This window comes from Cytobacillus mangrovibacter, from assembly GCF_042865275.1.
Taxonomy (GTDB): Bacteria; Bacillota; Bacilli; order Bacillales; family Cytobacillaceae; genus Cytobacillus; species Cytobacillus mangrovibacter.
This window is the reverse complement of the sequence record NZ_JBIACJ010000023.1, coordinates 1-18341: the sequence shown is the minus strand read 5'-3', so window position 1 is coordinate 18341 and position 18341 is coordinate 1. Positions and strand designations below refer to the sequence as shown.

The following is an 18341-nucleotide window of genomic DNA, read 5'->3' as shown; positions in this document are numbered from 1 at the left end:
GCTACTAAAATGAGTGAGTTATTATATAAAAATATGGAATTAACAAGGGGGTTCTTTTTAAAAAATATTACTGGCTTAAATGAAGAGATGGTAGAGGTTCAGCCCGAAGGCTTCAACAATACGATCAAATGGCATATTGGCCATGTGTTAACTTCAGCAGAGCAATTTATGTTTGGATTTCCTAAAAATTCAACAAGCATCCCTGCGAATTATATGGAGCTATTTGCAACAGGCACAAAACCTTCAGATTGGCAGGGTGAGGTTCCTTCTGTTTCTGAACTAACAGCACAGTTAAAAGATCAATTAATGCGCATGAAAGAGATCCCAGCTGAACGATTTAGTGATAAATTGCAAACGCCGTTTTTAGGTCAGGAAACGTTCGGAGAGATTAGTAACTTTTCATTATTTCACGAATCCATGCATTTAGGACAAATTCAAGCAATGAAACGTGTAATAGAAGCAGCACAAGCAAAATAAATTAGTAGGGGGGAGCAATGAAAATGCGTGCTCTCTCTTTTTTATAATGCAAACGCTTGCATACATGTTGTTTAAATATTAAAATAATTCCAATGGGTTAGAATAGGATTTGGATTTGAAAGGAGGCAGCAAAGTGAAAAAAATAGCAGGTGTTGATATCGGAGGAACAAAAATCCGTTTTGGTGTTGTGGGTGAGACAGGAGAAGTACTAGCTGATTGGACGATACCTACAAAGACTCCGCTTTATCCTTATTTAGAAGAGCAGATTATTAAGATAAAAAAGAATTTCCCTGATCTTACAGGGATAGGAATTGGGACAAGAGGAATGGTAGATGCCGAAACAGGTGTCGTTACCTTTGAAAAGGAGCTTGAGGGCTGGCAGGGAACTTCCGTAAAATCCCAGTTAGAAGCTGCAACGGGACTGCAGGTTGAAATTAATAATGATGCGAACTGTGCGGCTCTTGCAGAAGTACGATTAGGTTCAGCACAAGGTTATCGAAGGGTTGTTTGTTTGACAGTTGGGACAGGGCTCGGAGGAGGCCTAATTTTTGATGGGAAAATCATGAATGGATCCCATGGAGGAGCTGGAGAAGTGGGCCACATGATCCTCTATCCAAATGGGCTGCTTTGCGGATGCGGAAGAAAAGGCTGCAGTGAACAATATGTATCTGGTACGGCATTGAGAAGGCTGATTCAAGAGGAACATGTAATCAATCCTGGAACAGGTGAAACAGCATTGCCACAAGATCTTTTCCGATTAGCAGCAGAGGGAGTGGCAGGCGCCATCACGGTTCGCGAACGTTTTCTTTGTGATTTTGCTATTGTGATTTCCAGTCTGCAGGCCGTACTGGACATGGACTGTGTTATAATAGGCGGAGGAGTAGCCGATTCAGCGGACGATTGGTGGGAACTCCTTCTTGAGAAGGTGGAACCGTTAAAGCTTAAGCCATTAGAGTTGAAGCGGGCTGTTTTTGGCAATGAAGCAGGCATGCTTGGTTCAGCAATGCTAATCATCGATTAATCTAGGAAGAAAATTGAAATCTGAATCCCAGAAATAATGTGCGTTTTAGTGACCGAATGCCTGGAAATTTTTTTAAAAATAAAAAATACCTGTCGAAAAAAATAAACAGAATTTTTCATAAATTAGTTGTAACCGCCCATATGATTGTGATAGGATAAATTTAAATCTAAAATGCGCAAACGCTTTCACTAGCTTTGCTCTTCTTTTTTGACAATTTGCGCAAACGTTTTCATAAAATAATTAATTTTGGGGGAAAGAAAAATGAAAAAGAAATGGCGAGCAGGAATATTAGCAGCTTCAATCGGTTTAGCTGGGTTTTTGACCGGTTGCAGTTCAGATGAAACAGGAAAGTCGAGTAACAATTCGAAAGAAGAGCAAGTTGCATTAGATATTTTTCAATTTAAAGTAGAATTTAAAGATCAATTCGAGGCGGTTGCAAAAGCGTACGAAGAAGAGAACGAAAATGTAAAAATTAATATAACAACTGTTGGTGGAGGAGAAGATTACGGTGCAGCACTCCGTTCAAAGTTTGCATCCGGAAATGAGCCAGCTATTTATAATATTGGAGGACCCCAGGATGTAGAAGATTGGATGGATAAATTAGCAGATTTATCCGATTCAGTAGCAGCCGATGCAGCACTAGATGGAACGCTTGATGGAGTCACAGTAGATGGGAAGGTGCTAGGACTTCCGTATAATCAGGAAGGCTATGGATTTATATATAACAAAAATATATTCGAAAAAGCTGGAATCGATCCTTCGACTATTGTTGATTTTGCTTCTTTAGAGGCAGCGGTTAAAGAACTGGACAGCCAAAAGGACAAATTAGGTCTTGAAGCGGTATTTGCTCTGCCAGGGAAGGAAACATGGGTAACTGGATTGCATTTATCCAATACGTTTATTGCTCCTGAGTTTGATCACAACGTCTTAACAGCTTTTGATTCAAAAAATATTGAATTCCAATATGGGGATGCATTCCAAAAGGTCCTTGATCTGCAGAATGACTTTTCTGTGCAGCCGACTGTCAGCCTTGATTATTCGAAACAAGTAGAAGAATTATTCTCTTTACAAAAAGTAGCAATTATTCAACAAGGTAACTGGGTGTATGGATCAATTGCAGGAATTGATGAGGAATTTGCAAGTAATGGGATTGGATTATTGCCGATTCCAGTAGAAGGATACAAAGGAGATCATATTCCTGTTGGGATTCCAATGTATTGGGGAGTAAACAGCAATGCAGATGAAACTGTTATTAAAGAAGCAAAGAAATTCTTAGATTGGCTTTACACTTCAGATACAGGAAAAGAAACGGTGTTAAACGATTTCAAATTTATTCCGGCTTACAATGGCTATGATTCTTCGAAAATCTCAGATCCTCTTTCAAAAGCGGTATATGAATACGCAGAAAATGGTAAAACAATTGGCTGGACATTCATGGGCTATCCAACTGGATGGGGACAGGATGAATTAGGTGTTGAGATTCAGAAATACTTAAGTGATGAAGCGAGCTGGGAAGACGTGATCGATGCTACGAAGAAGGCATGGGAATCTTCTCGCCAATAAGCATACATCTAAATTAGAAACAAAGTAGCATTCGTGCTACTTTGTTTTGTGAAATCGAATCTTTCACTTAGAAGAGAGGTGAACAAATGCGTAAACGAGATTTATCCTACTGGCTATTTTTAATGCCGGTGCTAGCTGCGTTGCTGTTAGTTGTCATCGCCCCTTTATTACTTGGGATCTATTATTCTTTTACAGATTGGAATGGCATTCAGACGAAGGGATTCGTAGGGTTTGATAATTATATCGCATTATTCCAGGACGAGCGGTTCATGGATTCACTATGGTTCACGGTAAAGTTTTCAATTGTTTCTGTGATTCTAATTAATCTAATCGGTTTATCACTTGCATTAATCGTTACAGCAAAATTAAAAACAAATAAAGCCATGAGGACCATTTTCTTTATGCCAAATTTAATTGGCGGATTGATCCTGGGATTTATTTGGCAGTTTATTTTTACTAAGGCATTTGCAGGCTTTGGTTCCATTGTGGGAATTGAGAGCTTACAAGGATGGCTTTCAACGCCAGGAACTGGGTTCTGGGGACTTGTTATATTGATGAGCTGGCAAATGTCCGGGTATATTATGGTGATTTATATCGCTTATTTAGAAGGTATTTCGAAAGAATTAATTGAAGCAGCTGAAATAGATGGTGCGAATGCTTTCCAGCGTTTCCGCTATGTCGTGTTTCCGTTAGTGGCTCCAGCTTTTACGGTAAGTATGTTTTTGACTTTGTCGAATACGTTTAAGCTGTATGATCAAAACCTCTCTTTAACGGGAGGGGGGCCATATAATTCAACACAAATGGTTGCCATGGAGATTTTTAACACTGCATTCGGCCGTTATGATATGGCCTATGCACAGGCCAAAGCGGTTATCTTTTTCATCATTGTAGCAGTTATTGCTTTATTGCAAGTCTATCTTTCTAAGAAACGTGAGGTGGAAATGTAGTGCGGAAAAAGCATTTAGTCCCTCTAGAGGCAGCTGGGATATTTTTAGCACTTATTTGGCTGGCACCTTTTTATTTAATGATTGTAAACTCGCTGAAAACCAAACGGGAAATTTTTGAGGACACATTAAAGCCGCCTAGTACTGTTACATTTGAAAACTATGTACAGGCATTTTCAGAATTGGATTTTTTAAGAACCTTCGCCAATTCGGTTTTGATTACCGTGCTTAGCGTAGTCATTATTGTTATTTTTTCATCGATGGCAGCATATGCCCTTTCACGTGTAAAGAGCCGTCTAAGTACAATGATCTTCTTTGTATTTGTAGCTGCGATGCTTATTCCATTCCAATCTGTCATGATTCCTCTCGTGACAATTTTTGGGAAGTTTGAAATGCTCAATCGCGGCGGATTGATATTTATGTATTTGGGGTTTGGAGCAAGCTTATCAATCTTTTTATATCATGGCGCCCTATCTTCCATTCCAAAATCATTAGATGAGGCTGCTACAATTGATGGAGCGAACAAATTTCAAATTTTTTGGTACATTATCTTCCCAATGCTCAAACCGATAACAGTAACTGTGGCCATTTTGAATACGATTTGGATATGGAATGATTACTTGCTTCCATCGCTTGTTATAAACCAGAAAGGGATGGAAACAATTCCGTTAAAGATGTTCTTTTTCTTTGGTGAGTATACGAAACAATGGCATCTAGCATTGGCTGGATTAACATTGGCGATCATCCCAGTCATTATCCTGTATTTCTTTGCTCAAAAAGAAATAATAAAAGGTGTGTCAGAAGGAGCCGTAAAGTAAAATGTAAAAAAAGGAGGGTGTTTGAATGGCTGTGACAATCATTGATGTGGCGAGAGAAGCCAATGTTTCCCCATCTACCGTTTCGCGTGTCATTGCAGATAGTCCGAGAATTAGTGAACAAACTAAGCGTAAAGTGAGAGAGGTAATGGAGCGTTTAGCATATCATCCAAACTTTCAAGCAAGAAATTTAGCTGCAAAAAGCACGAAAACCATTGGCGTAATAATGGCACATTCAACTTCACTGGCATTCCAAAATCCTTTTTTTCCAGAAGTTATTCGTGGAATTTGCACAAGTGCTCACTCAAGCCACTATGGAATTTATTTATCGACAGGCGGCACGGAGGAAGAGATTTATCAAGAAGTTGTGTCAATGGTACAAGGAAGAAAGGTAGACGGAATTATTCTGCTTTATTCTCGTATGAGTGACCGGACAATGAACTATTTAAAGGATTCAGGCTTCCCATTCACAATGGTAGGGCGTCCGTATCAATACGAGGATGAAATTACATATATTGATAATGATAATAAAAAAATAGCACATGAGGTAGTTGATTATCTTTGTAGCTTAGGGCACGAACAGATTGCCTTTGTTGGAGGAAATCTTGACTATGTTGTATCGTCTGACCGCTTGGAAGGATACAGGCAAGCATTAATAGAAGCAGGTCTTTCCTATTCAGATGCATATTTTATCCATGATGATGGATTTAAATCAAAAGGTAAAAGCGCTATTCACGACTTAATGAAGCAAGAGATTCCGCCGACTGCCATTGTTGCGCATGATGATTTAGTTGCCTATGAGATTATACGTTATTTAGAAGAGCTTTCCATTCAAGTCCCTAAGGATGTCTCTATCGTTAGTTTTAATAACCATGCGCTGTCGGCATATGTGAAGCCGCCCCTGACATCTGTTGATATTTCAATCTTTGAACTAGGATTCGAAGCAACGAACTTTTTATTAGAGATGGTTAGTAATCCTGAGGCGGAAGTAAAATCCCATTTTGTTTCAACTGCTTTAATTGAAAGAGAATCTTGTAGAAGAATGAAATGATTAGCTGTAAAAAATGACAGAAAGATAAAGAGGGAGAATATGGAGAAAATTTGGTGGAAGGAAGTAGTTGCTTATCAGGTCTATCCACGAAGCTTCCAAGATTCGAATGATGATGGGATTGGAGATTTGCAGGGACTTCTTTCTCGATTAGATTATATACAAGATTTAGGGATTGATGTTATCTGGATCTGCCCCATGTATCAGTCGCCAAATGATGATAATGGATATGATATAAGTGATTATCAAGAAATTATGAGTGAGTTCGGTACAATGGAGGATTTTGATCAGCTCCTTCAAGAAGTTCATCAGCGCGGCATGAAGATTATTATTGATTTAGTGATTAATCATACGAGTGATGAGCATCCTTGGTTTATTGAATCTAGATCTTCAAAAACCTCTGAAAAACGTGACTGGTATATATGGAGAGATGGGGTGGAGGGGAAAGAGCCAAATAACTGGGGAAGTATTTTTAATGGGTCGGCATGGGAATTTGATCATGAGACAGAGCAATATTATTTACATTTGTTTTCAAAAAAACAACCAGACTTAAATTGGGAGAATAAGAATGTAAGAGATGCTTTGTATACGATGATCAATTGGTGGCTAGATAAAGGAATTGATGGATTCCGTGTGGATGCAATTAGTCATATTAAAAAAGATCCCACTTTTGCAGATATGCCAAATCCAGAGCTTCTTCCATACACCCCTGCGTGGGAGAAATATATGAATGTTTCTGGTATTATGACTTTCCTAGCGGAATTAAAGCAAGAGACATTTGCGAAATATGACATTATGACTGTTGGAGAGGCAAATGGTGTCAGCACGGAGGATATTCATGACTGGGTGGATTGGAAAGATGGAAAGTTCAATTTGATTTTTCAGTTTGAGCATTTAAGCTTATGGGATGCAGAGACGAAGCAAAAGATCGATATTCCAGAACTTAAACGTGTGTTAACGAGGTGGCAGAAAGCGTTAGAAGGAAGCGGGTGGAATGCTTTATTTATAGAGAATCATGATCAAGCTCGTTCTGTATCTACTTGGGGGAATGATGAAGAATTTTGGAGGGAAAGTGCGACGTCACTTGCAATGATGTATTTCTTTATGCAAGGAACACCATTTATCTATCAGGGACAGGAGTTAGGAATGACCAATGTAAACTTCCAGGCCATTGAAGAGTATAATGACGTCGCTACGAAAAATTTATATGCTCACCGAATAAAACAAGGGGAATCCTCTGAACATGTGATGAACATTATTAGGAAAACGAGTCGAGATAACTCGCGAACGCCTATGCAATGGTCTGCCGAAGAACACGCAGGATTTACAAAAGGGAAACCATGGCTCGGAGTAAACCCGAACTATACTAAAATTAATGTAAACACCCAGAAAAAAGACCCGTACTCCATTTTAAGTTTTTATAAAAAGATGATACATTTGCGTAAAACAAATGAGCTGTTTATTTATGGGACATATGATTTGGTAGTAGAGGAGCACCCGTCGCTGTACGCTTATACCCGCACACTTGGGAAAGAGAAGGCAATTGTATTGTGTAATCTATCAGAAAAGCTAGTGGATGTAGACCAGGTGGAAGGTATAACCTATAAAAAGGAGAATCTGATGCTGGCAAATCTTAAAGTAGAAGAACATCCAGACGTTCAAACGATTCAGCTTGCACCATATGAAGCAAGGATTTATAAATTGTAAACACAAAAAAGATGTCCAATATGCTGGACATCTTTTTTGTATATATTATATGTTTTAAATAAGAAAAATGATGAGGTGTTCATATATGAGTAAATTCCATTTAGATTACATGATTACAATGAAAGATATAGTGAAAGAAGGAACGGACGTATTACGAATAAAAACGAAGGAAGTTGATATCCCACTTTTAGAAGAGGATAAAGAAGCACTCCTATGCATGCTGCAATATTTAAAAAACAGCCAGGATCCCTCGATTGCAAGAAAATATAAATTACGCCCGGGCTCCGGGTTATCCGCCAACCAAATTGGTCTTGATAAACGAATGTTTGCATCCCTTTTTGTGAATGAAAGAAATGAAGATACGGAATATATGATGATCAACCCGAGAATTGTCAGCCACTCTGTTAATATGATTTATCTGCCAGAGGGGGAGGGCTGTCTTTCAGTAGACAGGGATGTGAAGGGATATGTACCAAGATATGAACGAATTAAAGTAAAAGCGTATGATATCAATGGAAAAGAAGTTGAATACAAATTGAAAGGCTATGGTTCAATCGTTACTCAGCATGAAATCGATCATTTAAATGGCATTATGTTTTATGATCGCATCAATAAAGACAATCCATTTAAATTGCCCGAAAATGTAGAAATACGAAGCTTGTATTGACGAGTGAAAGGAATGAAAGGCCCTTATGAAAAAGAATTCAATACCCAATCACTTACGTTCAGATTGTGAAAATTGTTTTGGCTTGTGCTGTGTTGCCCTTCCCTATGCGAAATCTGCTGATTTTGCCGTTAATAAGGAGGGCGGTACTCCCTGTTCCAACTTACAAGCAGATTTCCGTTGTATGATTCATAATCAGCTTAGAGAAAAAGGATTTCGAGGGTGTGTTGCCTATGAATGCTTTGGTGCAGGGCAAAAGGTATCGCAGGTCACATATGGAGGAAAAGATTGGCGTGACTATCCAGCAACAGCTAAAGAAATGTTTGAAATACTCCCCCGTATGCAGCAGCTTCATGAAATGCTCTATTATTTAAATGAAGCCGTCGGTCTTGATGAGGCAAGTCCGATATTTGAAGATTTACAGGCAACTGTGGAGGAAACAGAATCTCTTACAAACCAAAGCTCAGAATCTATTTTGAGTCTAGATATACCAGCCCATAGAGTGAAAGTAAATGAATTGCTTCTTCGTACAAGTGAACGAGTACGGGCTAAGGTTAATTTAAAGAAAAATCAAAAGAGAAACAACAAAATAGGCAAGGGAAGCGATTTAATCGGGGCAAAATTAAGAGGGGCCGATCTTAGAGGTGCCAATTTAAGGGGAGCTTTGTTAATCGCAGCAGATCTAAGAGAGTGTGATTTGAGAGCGGCTGACTTAATTGGAGCTGACTTCAGGGACGCTGATTTAAGAGGAGCTGATCTCTCAGGAAGCATCTTTCTAACCCAAGCGCAAGTTAACGCGGCAAGAGGAGATATCCATACGAAATTGCCAGTCTCATTGAGAATGCCATCCCATTGGCTTAATAGCGGAAAATAAATGATGAGGTTTCTCAGTTATGAGAGCCTCTTTTTCTATATATCTTTCAATATGTGTTGGAAAATATTTTAGATTGAAGAGCCCTGCCACTATGGTTAAAATAATAAAGCACTAAAAAATTGGAAGTGAAGTTCCAGTTTACTATAGGCTTTGTATAACTAGGCAATGGGGGAAAGGTATGTTTAAAAAGTTAAAATGGAAATTAGTATTTACCTTTGTGATACTTCTCACAATCATTGTGGTTTCAACACAGCTTGTTTCTACTATCATGATAAAAAAAGATGTAGTAGAAATGGCATTACAGCAAGGGAAACAAACAACAGAGAATTTAGAAAGTGATGTGGTTACAGGGCTGCGAAATTTCACAGATACTTTAAAAATCTATAGCCAAAATGACCAGTTGATTCAAATTGTCCAAAAGGCTGATGACAAGAAGTGGGAAGAGTTTAATCATGAATTTGAAAATTATCTTTCTATTACACCTGAAGTGACTTCTATATATTTTGGGACAAAGGATAAACGAATTTATTCCAATCCCATGCCTGATTTAGGAGAGGGCTATGATCCTACAGCCACGGCATGGTATAAGCTTGCGTTAGAGGATCCGGGTAAAATTTTGTGGACGGAGCCGTATAAAAATGATGAAGATGGTGAATTTGTTATCACTGCTGTTAAGGCAATTCAATCTAAAGGTTCTAGTGAAACAATCGGTGTAATTGCATTAAACTTTAATCTCTCTGTTATAGAAAACATTGTTAATCAGAGTAATGTAGGTAATGGCGGATATGCATTTCTTTTTGACAAAGATGGTTTTGCCCTCGCTCACCCTACCTTAAAAGGTGAAAATGTAAAGGATATCGAGGTTGTTAAAAAGGTCTATGAAAAGGATGCTATCTCACAGTTCATTTCCTATAAACAGGACGGAGCAGCTAGAAAGCTTTACTATACAACACTTGATGAATTGGGCTGGAAGCTTGGTGTTGTCTATGATGAAAAAGGTTTGTATTCAATGGCAACAAATGTCCGAAATATTAGTATAATACTCGGATTAATTGGTATAGCAGTAACTATCGTTACGGTTATTTTTATGTCTGCGAGAATTGCAAAACCCATTATATTGTTAAATGAGAAGGCGGAAGAGGTAGCTAATGGGAATCTCAGTATAGATATCCATTCAAAAAGCAGAGATGAAATTGGCATGCTCACACGAAGCTTTAATCAAATGATTGAACAGCTTAGGTTAATGGTTTCTTCAATCAAACTCTCTGCGGGTGAAACATCTGCTTCTGTTGATAGTTTAAGTGCTGTTACGGAGGAAACGATTGCATCGAGCAGTGAGGTTAAAAAGGCGATTGAAGACATTGCAAGAGGTACGGAGCAGCAAGCTGAAGATGCAGAACATACGAAAGCACTGACGATGTCCTTTGCAAGCCAGCTGCTTAATGTAAATGGAAAAATGGAAACAATGAATCAAAAGTCAGCAGCTGCTGAAAAGTTAGTGGATCAAGGTACAGTAGCTATCGAACAATTAACGATTCTGTCACAGCAATCACAGCATGAGCTACTGACTGTAGAAGAAGTAATCAATAATCTACTGACTAAATTGCAAAATATTGAAGAGATCATTGGTACAATTACTGATATTTCTGATCAAACGAATTTACTTGCACTAAATGCAAGTATTGAAGCAGCTCGTGCAGGGGAAAGTGGAAAAGGCTTTGCTGTTGTGGCTGACGAAGTGCGAAAGCTTGCTGAACAAACGGCAATGGCTACTGCAAAGGTACAATCAACCCTAATTGAGTTAGAGGAAGGCTCAAACAAAGTCATTCATTCAATGAAGCAATCAAAAAAAAGCAAGGATTTAGAGAATGAGGCGGTTGCTTCTACTAAGACAGTCTTTGAAAATATAAATGAAAATATTCGATTGTTAATGACCTCTATTCATGAGGCAGCTAATGAAGTAATGGCGATGAATGAAAACAAAGATCGAGTAGTAGGGGCGATTTCAAATATTTCAGCAGTTACGGAGCAAGCTGCGGCATCGATCCAAGAAATTAATGCTTCTATAGAAGAGCAGGTTACGGCGATAGAGACAATTGGGTCTTCATCCCTTCAATTAAGTGATATGGCAAATGATTTAAGTAAGACGGTGAAACGTTTTAAAATTGAGGAATAGCTAGAATTTCCTTTGTGAGAGGAAAAGAACAATGATGGAGCGTATTTTGAATTATTTCAGAAATACGCTCCATTTTGCTTTAGGGGATGAAATCAAGCAAGTGAAGAGTGTGAATAACATTAGCTATTGAGTTCTTGAATGATTTCTGCCAGTCGAATAAGCCCCTTTTCTAGTTGGACCATCGTGGCAAAAGAATACGATAAACGTATATGTTGCTGGTTATTTCGATCATATACATTTCCCGGATTTAGTAGAATCCCTGCTTTTAAGGCTTTTCTAAACACTTGATGAATGGAAATCTGTTTATTTATAGAAAGCCAAATATAAAAGCCTCCTTTCGGTACATTCCAAGTGGCAATCTCCTTGAAATATGTATTTAGAATATTGATAGTAAAATTTCTGCGTTCAAGTAATTCAGTGCGTATCCCCGTTAAATGGTCCTCATAAAGCCCACTTGATAGCCACTCTGCAACTGCAAATTGTGATAAAGAGCTTGACCCATAATCTGTTTGCATTTTTATATCTGATAAACGATCAATGACAGGCTCAGGACCAACCATCCAGCCAATTCTCAGTCCTGGCCCAAGAGTCTTTGACATGCTCCCTATGTATAAAATTTGCCCTTGCTCATCCATTGATTTTAATGGATTTGGTGGTGGACTTTCGAACCAAAGGTCTCCATATACATCATCTTCAATAATAGGGATACTTTCTTTCTTGCACGTATTTAGCAGCTCCCTGCGTCTATCAATAGACATTAAAATCCCTGTTGGATTATGGAAAGAAGGGATTGAATAAAGTAAAGCGCCATTGTGCTGCCTTTTTAAGCGGCCAATTGAATGGGTTTGAATGCCTTTATTGTCCATAGGAATACCGAACAAGTTCATTCCTGCAGACTGGAAAACATGAACTGAATTAAGATAAGAAGGGGTTTCGTGAAATATAGTGGAGCCCCTGTACAATAAGCCGACGGAGATCAATTGTAATGCTTGCAGTGCGCCAGACACAATCATAATCGAAGATGGGGAGGCGTTAATCCCTTTAGATTTGATATATTCACTTACCATTTCTCGTAAGTGCAAACTTCCCTTTGGTTCCGAATAACCCAAAGAAAGCGAATGGGCTCTATGAAAGATTTGTTTTATTTTTTGTGAAGGTAAAAGTTCAGGAGAAAGCTCTCCAGTACCGAGACGTATGATGGCAGGATCTGCTTCTGCTGCATTAATTTCTTGAATGATTTGCATATTTGGATGATAAGCACCTGATTTTACATAGCTGATCCAATCGGGAGGTGGAGAAGCTGTAAGTACACTCCATGTGTTATTTGCTACAATTGTTCCACTCCCTACTTTTGAAACGATTAGTCCATCTGCACACAGCTCTCCTAATGCATAAACGATTGTACTGCGATTCACCTGGAATTTTTGGGCTAGTTTCCTTTGGGGAGGGATTTTCGTTCCAACTGGCCATTCCCCATTGATTATTTTTCTTTTGATGAAATCGTATATTTGTTGATGAAGTGGTAGCGAAGATGCTTTATTTAGTTTCCATTCTTCCGACATAAAAACACACTCTCTATTTTTACCTTTATTATAAATGAATTGGTTGGGGTTAAATACAACCAATTGGATGGAGAATGACCCATTTAATTTTTATACAATGGAAGCATTAAGAAAAGTGGGGGATGTAATTATGTTAGCAGCAACTCTTCATGGGTTTATCTTAGCATTTGGATTAATCTTGCCATTGGGTGTGCAAAATGTATTTGTTTTTAATCAAGGTGCAGTTCAGCCCCAGTTTCGACGGGCGCTGCCAGTAATTTTGACTGCCTCTCTTTGCGATACGCTATTAATTTCCTTAGCTGTTTTAGGAGTGTCGGTTGTAGTTCTTGAGTACATTTGGTTGAAATCCATCCTTCTCATTGCAGGTAGTTTATTTTTAATCTATATGGGTTTTGTTACTTGGAGAAGTAAGCCTGCAGAAAATGAGGAGAAAACAATCGTTTCTTTTACCCCAAAGAGACAAATTGTATTTGCGATGTCTGTCTCGTTGCTTAATCCACACGCGATTCTAGATACGATCGGTGTAATAGGTACGAGCTCATTAAAGTATGCAGGAAATGAAAAGGCGGCATTTGCTGTTGTGTGCATCCTTGTTTCCTGGGCATGGTTTATGGGGTTAGGCATTGCTGGAAGAATAACAGGGAAGATGGACAAATCAGGAAGATTGCTTACGACAGTAAATAAAGTCTCGGCGATCGTCATGTGGGGAACAGCTGTTTATATTGGGTATTCGCTTATCATATGAACCTCGTTAAAAGGAATTTCACAAAAATAGACGAAATAGTTAACTATCCCTTTTATGAAGGAGTTTACTAGGATGCTTAAAAGTAAGGAAGATATCATTGCAATAATTGAAGAAGATCAATGGATGATGGAGCTTTTACGGACTGTAAAGGAACTGAATTTGCCTGATTGGTGGATATGTGCAGGGTTTGTACGATCAAAAATTTGGGATGAGCTTCATGGATTTAGTGAGAGAACGAGAATACCAGATATAGATGTAATCTATTTTGATCAGACAAATCTGAATGAATCGGCAGAGAAAAGGCTTGAAAAAGAACTTCATTCACGTCTGCCGGCTATTCCTTGGTCGGTAAAAAACCAGGCGAGAATGCATGTTATTAATAATTTTCCTCCGTATTTATCCTCTGTTGATGCAATTTCGAAATTTCCTGAAACGGTTACTGCACTAGGAGTTAAGCTTGATGATGATGATAATCTGATTTTGACTGCACCTTGTGGAATTAGGGATGTATTAAAAATGGAGGTAAATCCTACCCCTTTTTTCAAAGAAGCGAGAGAACTGACGTTAATTTATGAGCAGCGGTTGAAGAAAAAGGACTGGAGCTCTGTTTGGAGTAAGGTTACAGTCATTCACCCTCCATTTTTAATATTTATAATTTTTATAATTGAAATAAAATTACTTGTGATATTGAAGTGAATTCGTTATAACTATATAAAACGCTGAAGGGTGAGACTCATGAATCCAATACTACTTGATTTTCCAGACGAATTTGAAACAGAGAGATTGCTAATACGCACGCCCCGACCAGGAGATGGAAGGGCAGTATGTGATTCTATTAAAGCTTCAATCACTGAGTTGAAGCCATGGATGCCATTTGCTCAGAAGGAACAGTCGGAAACGGATGTAGAAATCAATATTAGAGAGTCATATATTAACTTTTTAAAGAGAGAAGACTTGAGGTTACTTGTCTTCTTAAAGGAAACAGGTGAATTCATCGCTTCCGCCGGTTTACATAGAATCGATTGGGCGATTCCGAAATTTGAAATAGGCTACTGGATCGATACAAGGCATAGCGGCAAAGGATATATGACAGAGGCTGTTCAAGGAATTATAGACTTCGCAGAAAAAGAGTTAAAGGCCCGAAGAATAGAAATACGATGTGACTCAAAGAACCTGAAAAGCCGGGCAATCCCGGAAAGATTAGGTTTTAATTTGGAAGGCATCTTAAAGAATGAAGGGTTATCTGCAGATACGGATGAACTAAGAGATACTTGTGTATATGCAAGAGTAATATAATAATTGAAATATAGGGCTGTCGAAAGGCGGTCTTATTTCGTTATTAATGATTTAATGAAACTGCTTCTAATTGTCGAACACGAAGAAGAAAGGAATCATCAGAAACTATGAATTCTCTGCAGCAAGTTCAAGTCAAAAAACCATTAGCAAAAGTATGGATGGTCCTCATATTAGGCTCCTTGACAGCCTTCGGTCCATTATCGCTTGATATGTATTTACCGTCCCTGCCAATTGTGGCAGATGACTTGCATACAACAGCTTCTCTTGCGCAATTAAGTTTAACCTTTTGTTTATTAGGGCTTGCATTGGGGCAGTTATTTTTTGGGTCATTAAGTGATATACAGGGAAGACGTAAACCATTAGTACTGACATTAATCATTTATTCGGTTTCATCTATTTTATGTGCTTTTAGCCCAAATGTATGGATCTTGGTTTCCCTCCGTTTTGTTCAAGGTCTAACAGGGGCGGCTGGAATTGTGATTGCCCGAGCGACTGCTCGTGATCAATATTTTGGCAAAGACTTAACGAAGTTCGTTTCGCTATTGGCCCTTGTTAATGGCGCTGCGCCAATTCTAGCGCCTATATCAGGTGGTGTAATTTTGCAGTTTGCTAGTTGGCAAACCGTCTTTATTATTCTAGGACTCATCGGATTGGTCATGTTTCTCGTAGTAGCTCTTTTTCTGCCAGAAACCTTGCCTGAAGAGAAGAGGTCTGAAAGCGGTATGCTTGCTACACTGAAGACGTTCCGTAATCTTATTAAGAATCGCCTGTTTATGGGATTTGCGTTGACGCAGGCATTTATTTCTACAAGCATGTTTGCCTATATTGCTGGATCTCCATTCATCTTGCAAAACCTTTACAATGTAACGCCACAGCAATTCAGTTTATTGTTTGCGCTGAATGGAATGGGAATTATTCTCTCTGCTCAAATCACAGGGCGCTTAGCAAGTAAGATTAATGAAGTAAAATTATTAATGAGTGGGATTGTTATCGCAGCTGCGGGAAGTATATGCTTGCTTTTTGTTACCTTTCTACACCTTCCGTTATTTGCAATGGCTTCCGCATTATTTCTAGTTGTCTCAAGTGTCGGGATTGTATCGACAACCTCTTTTTCGTTAGCTATGCAAAGTCAAGGAAGGTCAGCCGGAAGCGCTTCTGCACTTCTTGGATTATTGCCATTTATAGGGGGAGCTATTGTTTCTCCACTGGTAGGTATTGCTGGCGAACAAAGTGCTGTTCCGATGACGATCATTATTGTGGTTTTTAATCTAGGTGCTCTGCTTTTGTATAGTTTTCTTTTACATAAGCGAAATAGATCATAATTAAATAGCGGAAATTACCATTTGCTTAATTAAGATTTAGAATCTCTTTGAGAAGGAGGGAACAATATGTACCCAAAACTAAAATTTGCCCTTTCTATGGCTATATTCGGTTCCATTGGTCTTTTTTCCATAAAAACAGGTCTCCCCTCCATCGAATTGGTTTTTGTGCGCTGTGTTTGTGCAAGTGTTCTTCTGGGATTAATCTGGGGGTTCCATTCATTAAAAACAAGGAATCAGACAAAGGTAGTAATTCCTCGCAAGGAGTACCTCTCAGCTTTACTTTGTGGTGTATTTCTTGTCGTTAACTGGGTATTTTTCTTTCGTTCATTCGAGGTAATGCCCATTACTGTGGCGGTGTCTATCTATCATTTAGCACCCGTTATTGTTCTTCTTCTTGGCACTTTCATCTTTAAAGAAAAAATAACTAGTTTAGGATTATTGTTTTTCTTTATATGTTTTTTAGGCACATTGTTGGTTGGGGGAATTCACCAACAATCATCTATCGCTGATTTCTTATCGAATGGGGTTCTTTGGGCATTTGCAGCAGCACTCTTCTATGCGCTAACTTCAATTACGGGTAAGGGAATTCAAATTCTTAGTCCATTGGCGACAACAATCATTCAAACGACGTTGGGGATTATTTTATTGTTACCGCTAGTAGACTGGTCAAATTTCATGCATCTTTCTATTGAAAATTGGTTTTACATACTTGTTACGGGGTTTATACATACGGGATTTGTCTTTTACTTATTTTTCAGCAGCTTACGTGAATTAAAGGCACAAACAATTGCTATATTAGTGTTTATTGATCCGATTGTTGCTATCTTACTAGATGTTCTTATTTTGAATTATCGCCCGGATACTTTTCAATTAGTGGGAATTCTTCTTGTGTTTATGGGGATTAGTTATTCTCCAAAAAGGGCAAAGAAATTGGAAAAAGTAGCTACTAGTTAGCGGGTTATTTTGAAGGGAAGGTTAATATAGATAATAAGGTAAGTTATTTCATATCAACGGTAGAAAAATAGAAAGTGAGATGGAAATATGTCTCTTCACATACGTGAAGTTACAGTAGACAATTGGCGTTTAGTGGCAGGTTTATCGGTATCTGAACAACAAACTCAATTTATTGAAAGCAATACTTACTCTTTGGCGGAATCAAAGTTTGAGAACAAAGGAATTTCTGTGGGGCTATATAATGATGAAACACTTGTTGGTTATGCCATGTATGGATGGCCGTCAAACGAAAATCAAAGTGTATGGCTTGATCGCTTTATGATTGATAGTCGATATCAAGGAAATGGATATGCTAAAAAATTTTTGCCTCTTTTAATTCAACGTATTCAGAAGGAATATGCTTGTCAAAAAATTTATTTAAGCCTTCATCCTGATAATAAACTTGCTCAGAGATTATATGAATCATTTGGATTTTATTTAAATGGGGATGTGGATGAGAGTGGACTTGTTTTTGGTGTTGTTATGGAATTAGAGATAAATTAATAATGGATGAACAGTAATCGGTCATTTGGAGCCAATTTCACGTGCGTATTGCTGAATGAATATGTGCAGAACCCTGTCCGTAATAGAAACGAGTATCTTTAATAAGATAGAATAGGCATTTCAATTTATTATGTACAAGTGAGGTGAACGCGACTTTATGCCGTTTAGGATAAGGTCGCGTTTTTTTATTTAGGGATCTATTTATAAAAAACAAAAAAATTTTTAAATTGCTATTGATTTTCTATGAAAATGATTGTAATATAGTAAATCTCAGCTGAAAGATAAATAAGTAATAAAGCAAATCTTATTTTACTTTATCTTTAGTTGTTGACAAATGGTCATTTACTTTGATAATATATAAATCTGTTGTTAATACAGAGAAGTTATTTTAAAAAAAGTAATTGACAACAACTTGTTAGAATGGTATGATTTAATCCTGTTCTAAAAAATAGTTCTTTGAAAACTAAACAAAGCAAAAACGTCAACGTTTTAAATTTTTATTTATGAGCTAATCAACTCTTTATTGGAGAGTTTGATCCTGGCTCAGGACGAACGCTGGCGGCGTGCCTAATACATGCAAGTCGAGCGAATCTGAGGGAGCTTGCTCCCGAAGATTAGCGGCGGACGGGT

At 38.2% G+C, this 18341-nt stretch carries 17 protein-coding genes and 1 rRNA gene; 17 read left to right on the top strand and 1 reads right to left on the bottom strand.

From position 1 onward, the window contains the following. The first annotated feature begins 9 nt into the window (after window positions 1-9). From ACFYKT_RS21765 to ACFYKT_RS21720, 10 genes are all read left to right on the top strand, one after another. Complete coding sequence (locus tag ACFYKT_RS21765; RefSeq protein WP_389224118.1) at window positions 10-477, top strand: DinB family protein; 468 nt, start codon at window positions 10-12, stop codon at window positions 475-477. Window positions 478-610: 133 nt separating this feature from the next. Further along, window positions 611-1498, top strand: coding sequence for an ROK family protein (locus ACFYKT_RS21760; protein ID WP_389224115.1), 888 nt, complete (start codon window positions 611-613; stop codon window positions 1496-1498). Between the two features lie 261 nt (window positions 1499-1759). Next, window positions 1760-3061 carry an ABC transporter substrate-binding protein gene (locus ACFYKT_RS21755; RefSeq protein WP_389224112.1) on the top strand — a complete coding sequence of 434 codons (1302 nt, stop codon included), beginning with the start codon at window positions 1760-1762 and terminating at the stop codon, window positions 3059-3061. Between the two features lie 86 nt (window positions 3062-3147). Then, complete coding sequence (locus tag ACFYKT_RS21750) at window positions 3148-4008, top strand: carbohydrate ABC transporter permease (RefSeq protein ID WP_389224109.1); 861 nt, start codon at window positions 3148-3150, stop codon at window positions 4006-4008. Beyond that, window positions 4008-4823 (top strand): carbohydrate ABC transporter permease, encoded by an 816-nt coding sequence (locus ACFYKT_RS21745; protein WP_389224106.1) that lies wholly within the window; start codon window positions 4008-4010, stop codon window positions 4821-4823. Before ACFYKT_RS21750 ends, ACFYKT_RS21745 begins: the two co-directional genes overlap by 1 nt. Before the next feature lie 25 nt (window positions 4824-4848). Continuing rightward, window positions 4849-5871: a LacI family DNA-binding transcriptional regulator gene (locus tag ACFYKT_RS21740; RefSeq protein WP_389224103.1), complete on the top strand. Its 1023-nt coding sequence runs from the start codon at window positions 4849-4851 to the stop codon at window positions 5869-5871. Window positions 5872-5910: 39 nt separating this feature from the next. Continuing rightward, a complete protein-coding gene (locus ACFYKT_RS21735; protein WP_389224100.1) occupies window positions 5911-7575 on the top strand; it encodes a glycoside hydrolase family 13 protein in 1665 nt (554 codons plus the stop codon). Between the two features lie 85 nt (window positions 7576-7660). Beyond that, the gene (def, locus tag ACFYKT_RS21730; RefSeq protein ID WP_389224097.1) at window positions 7661-8242 is read left to right on the top strand and encodes a peptide deformylase; all 582 of its coding nucleotides are present in this window, start codon (window positions 7661-7663) and stop codon (window positions 8240-8242) included. A gap of 25 nt (window positions 8243-8267) precedes the next feature. Beyond that, window positions 8268-9113, top strand: a complete 846-nt coding sequence (locus ACFYKT_RS21725) for a pentapeptide repeat-containing protein (RefSeq protein WP_389224094.1) — start codon at window positions 8268-8270, stop codon at window positions 9111-9113. 178 nt (window positions 9114-9291) lie between these two features. Continuing rightward, window positions 9292-11289, top strand: a complete 1998-nt coding sequence (locus tag ACFYKT_RS21720; RefSeq protein WP_389224091.1) for a methyl-accepting chemotaxis protein — start codon at window positions 9292-9294, stop codon at window positions 11287-11289. A gap of 119 nt (window positions 11290-11408) precedes the next feature. Here ACFYKT_RS21720 and pdxR read toward each other — a convergent pair whose 3' ends face one another. Next, a complete protein-coding gene (gene pdxR, locus ACFYKT_RS21715) occupies window positions 11409-12851 on the bottom strand; it encodes a MocR-like pyridoxine biosynthesis transcription factor PdxR (RefSeq protein WP_389224088.1) in 1443 nt (480 codons plus the stop codon). Between the two features lie 130 nt (window positions 12852-12981). Here pdxR and ACFYKT_RS21710 point away from each other — a divergent pair, with 130 nt between their 5' ends. The 7 genes from ACFYKT_RS21710 to ACFYKT_RS21680 form a co-directional block, all read left to right on the top strand. Continuing rightward, the gene (locus ACFYKT_RS21710) at window positions 12982-13596 is read left to right on the top strand and encodes a LysE/ArgO family amino acid transporter (protein ID WP_389224085.1); all 615 of its coding nucleotides are present in this window, start codon (window positions 12982-12984) and stop codon (window positions 13594-13596) included. A gap of 72 nt (window positions 13597-13668) precedes the next feature. After that, complete coding sequence (locus tag ACFYKT_RS21705) at window positions 13669-14292, top strand: nucleotidyltransferase family protein (protein WP_389224082.1); 624 nt, start codon at window positions 13669-13671, stop codon at window positions 14290-14292. 39 nt (window positions 14293-14331) lie between these two features. Beyond that, the gene (locus ACFYKT_RS21700; RefSeq protein ID WP_389224079.1) at window positions 14332-14892 is read left to right on the top strand and encodes a GNAT family N-acetyltransferase; all 561 of its coding nucleotides are present in this window, start codon (window positions 14332-14334) and stop codon (window positions 14890-14892) included. A gap of 107 nt (window positions 14893-14999) precedes the next feature. Further along, the gene (locus ACFYKT_RS21695; protein ID WP_389224076.1) at window positions 15000-16214 is read left to right on the top strand and encodes a multidrug effflux MFS transporter; all 1215 of its coding nucleotides are present in this window, start codon (window positions 15000-15002) and stop codon (window positions 16212-16214) included. Window positions 16215-16280: 66 nt separating this feature from the next. Next, complete coding sequence (locus ACFYKT_RS21690) at window positions 16281-17168, top strand: DMT family transporter (RefSeq protein ID WP_389224073.1); 888 nt, start codon at window positions 16281-16283, stop codon at window positions 17166-17168. An 87-nt stretch (window positions 17169-17255) separates the two neighbouring features. Next, complete coding sequence (locus tag ACFYKT_RS21685; RefSeq protein ID WP_389224070.1) at window positions 17256-17711, top strand: GNAT family N-acetyltransferase; 456 nt, start codon at window positions 17256-17258, stop codon at window positions 17709-17711. Window positions 17712-18231: 520 nt separating this feature from the next. Then, window positions 18232-18341 (top strand): 16S ribosomal RNA (locus ACFYKT_RS21680); the annotation flags it as partial.

What these genes read in the sequence shown, in the direction of transcription:
- ACFYKT_RS21765 (WP_389224118.1), top strand. Translation starts at nt 10, where the DNA reads ATGAGTGAGTTATTATATAAAAATATGGAATTAACAAGGGGGTTCTTT.
- ACFYKT_RS21755 (WP_389224112.1), top strand. Translation starts at nt 1,760, where the DNA reads ATGAAAAAGAAATGGCGAGCAGGAATATTAGCAGCTTCAATCGGTTTA.
- ACFYKT_RS21750 (WP_389224109.1), top strand. Translation starts at nt 3,148, where the DNA reads ATGCGTAAACGAGATTTATCCTACTGGCTATTTTTAATGCCGGTGCTA.
- ACFYKT_RS21740 (WP_389224103.1), top strand. Translation starts at nt 4,849, where the DNA reads ATGGCTGTGACAATCATTGATGTGGCGAGAGAAGCCAATGTTTCCCCA.
- ACFYKT_RS21735 (WP_389224100.1), top strand. Translation starts at nt 5,911, where the DNA reads ATGGAGAAAATTTGGTGGAAGGAAGTAGTTGCTTATCAGGTCTATCCA.
- def (WP_389224097.1), top strand. Translation starts at nt 7,661, where the DNA reads ATGAGTAAATTCCATTTAGATTACATGATTACAATGAAAGATATAGTG.
- ACFYKT_RS21725 (WP_389224094.1), top strand. Translation starts at nt 8,268, where the DNA reads ATGAAAAAGAATTCAATACCCAATCACTTACGTTCAGATTGTGAAAAT.
- ACFYKT_RS21720 (WP_389224091.1), top strand. Translation starts at nt 9,292, where the DNA reads ATGTTTAAAAAGTTAAAATGGAAATTAGTATTTACCTTTGTGATACTT.
- pdxR (WP_389224088.1), bottom strand. Translation starts at nt 12,851, where the DNA reads ATGTCGGAAGAATGGAAACTAAATAAAGCATCTTCGCTACCACTTCAT.
- ACFYKT_RS21710 (WP_389224085.1), top strand. Translation starts at nt 12,982, where the DNA reads ATGTTAGCAGCAACTCTTCATGGGTTTATCTTAGCATTTGGATTAATC.
- ACFYKT_RS21705 (WP_389224082.1), top strand. Translation starts at nt 13,669, where the DNA reads ATGCTTAAAAGTAAGGAAGATATCATTGCAATAATTGAAGAAGATCAA.
- ACFYKT_RS21700 (WP_389224079.1), top strand. Translation starts at nt 14,332, where the DNA reads ATGAATCCAATACTACTTGATTTTCCAGACGAATTTGAAACAGAGAGA.
- ACFYKT_RS21695 (WP_389224076.1), top strand. Translation starts at nt 15,000, where the DNA reads ATGAATTCTCTGCAGCAAGTTCAAGTCAAAAAACCATTAGCAAAAGTA.
- ACFYKT_RS21690 (WP_389224073.1), top strand. Translation starts at nt 16,281, where the DNA reads ATGTACCCAAAACTAAAATTTGCCCTTTCTATGGCTATATTCGGTTCC.
- ACFYKT_RS21685 (WP_389224070.1), top strand. Translation starts at nt 17,256, where the DNA reads ATGTCTCTTCACATACGTGAAGTTACAGTAGACAATTGGCGTTTAGTG.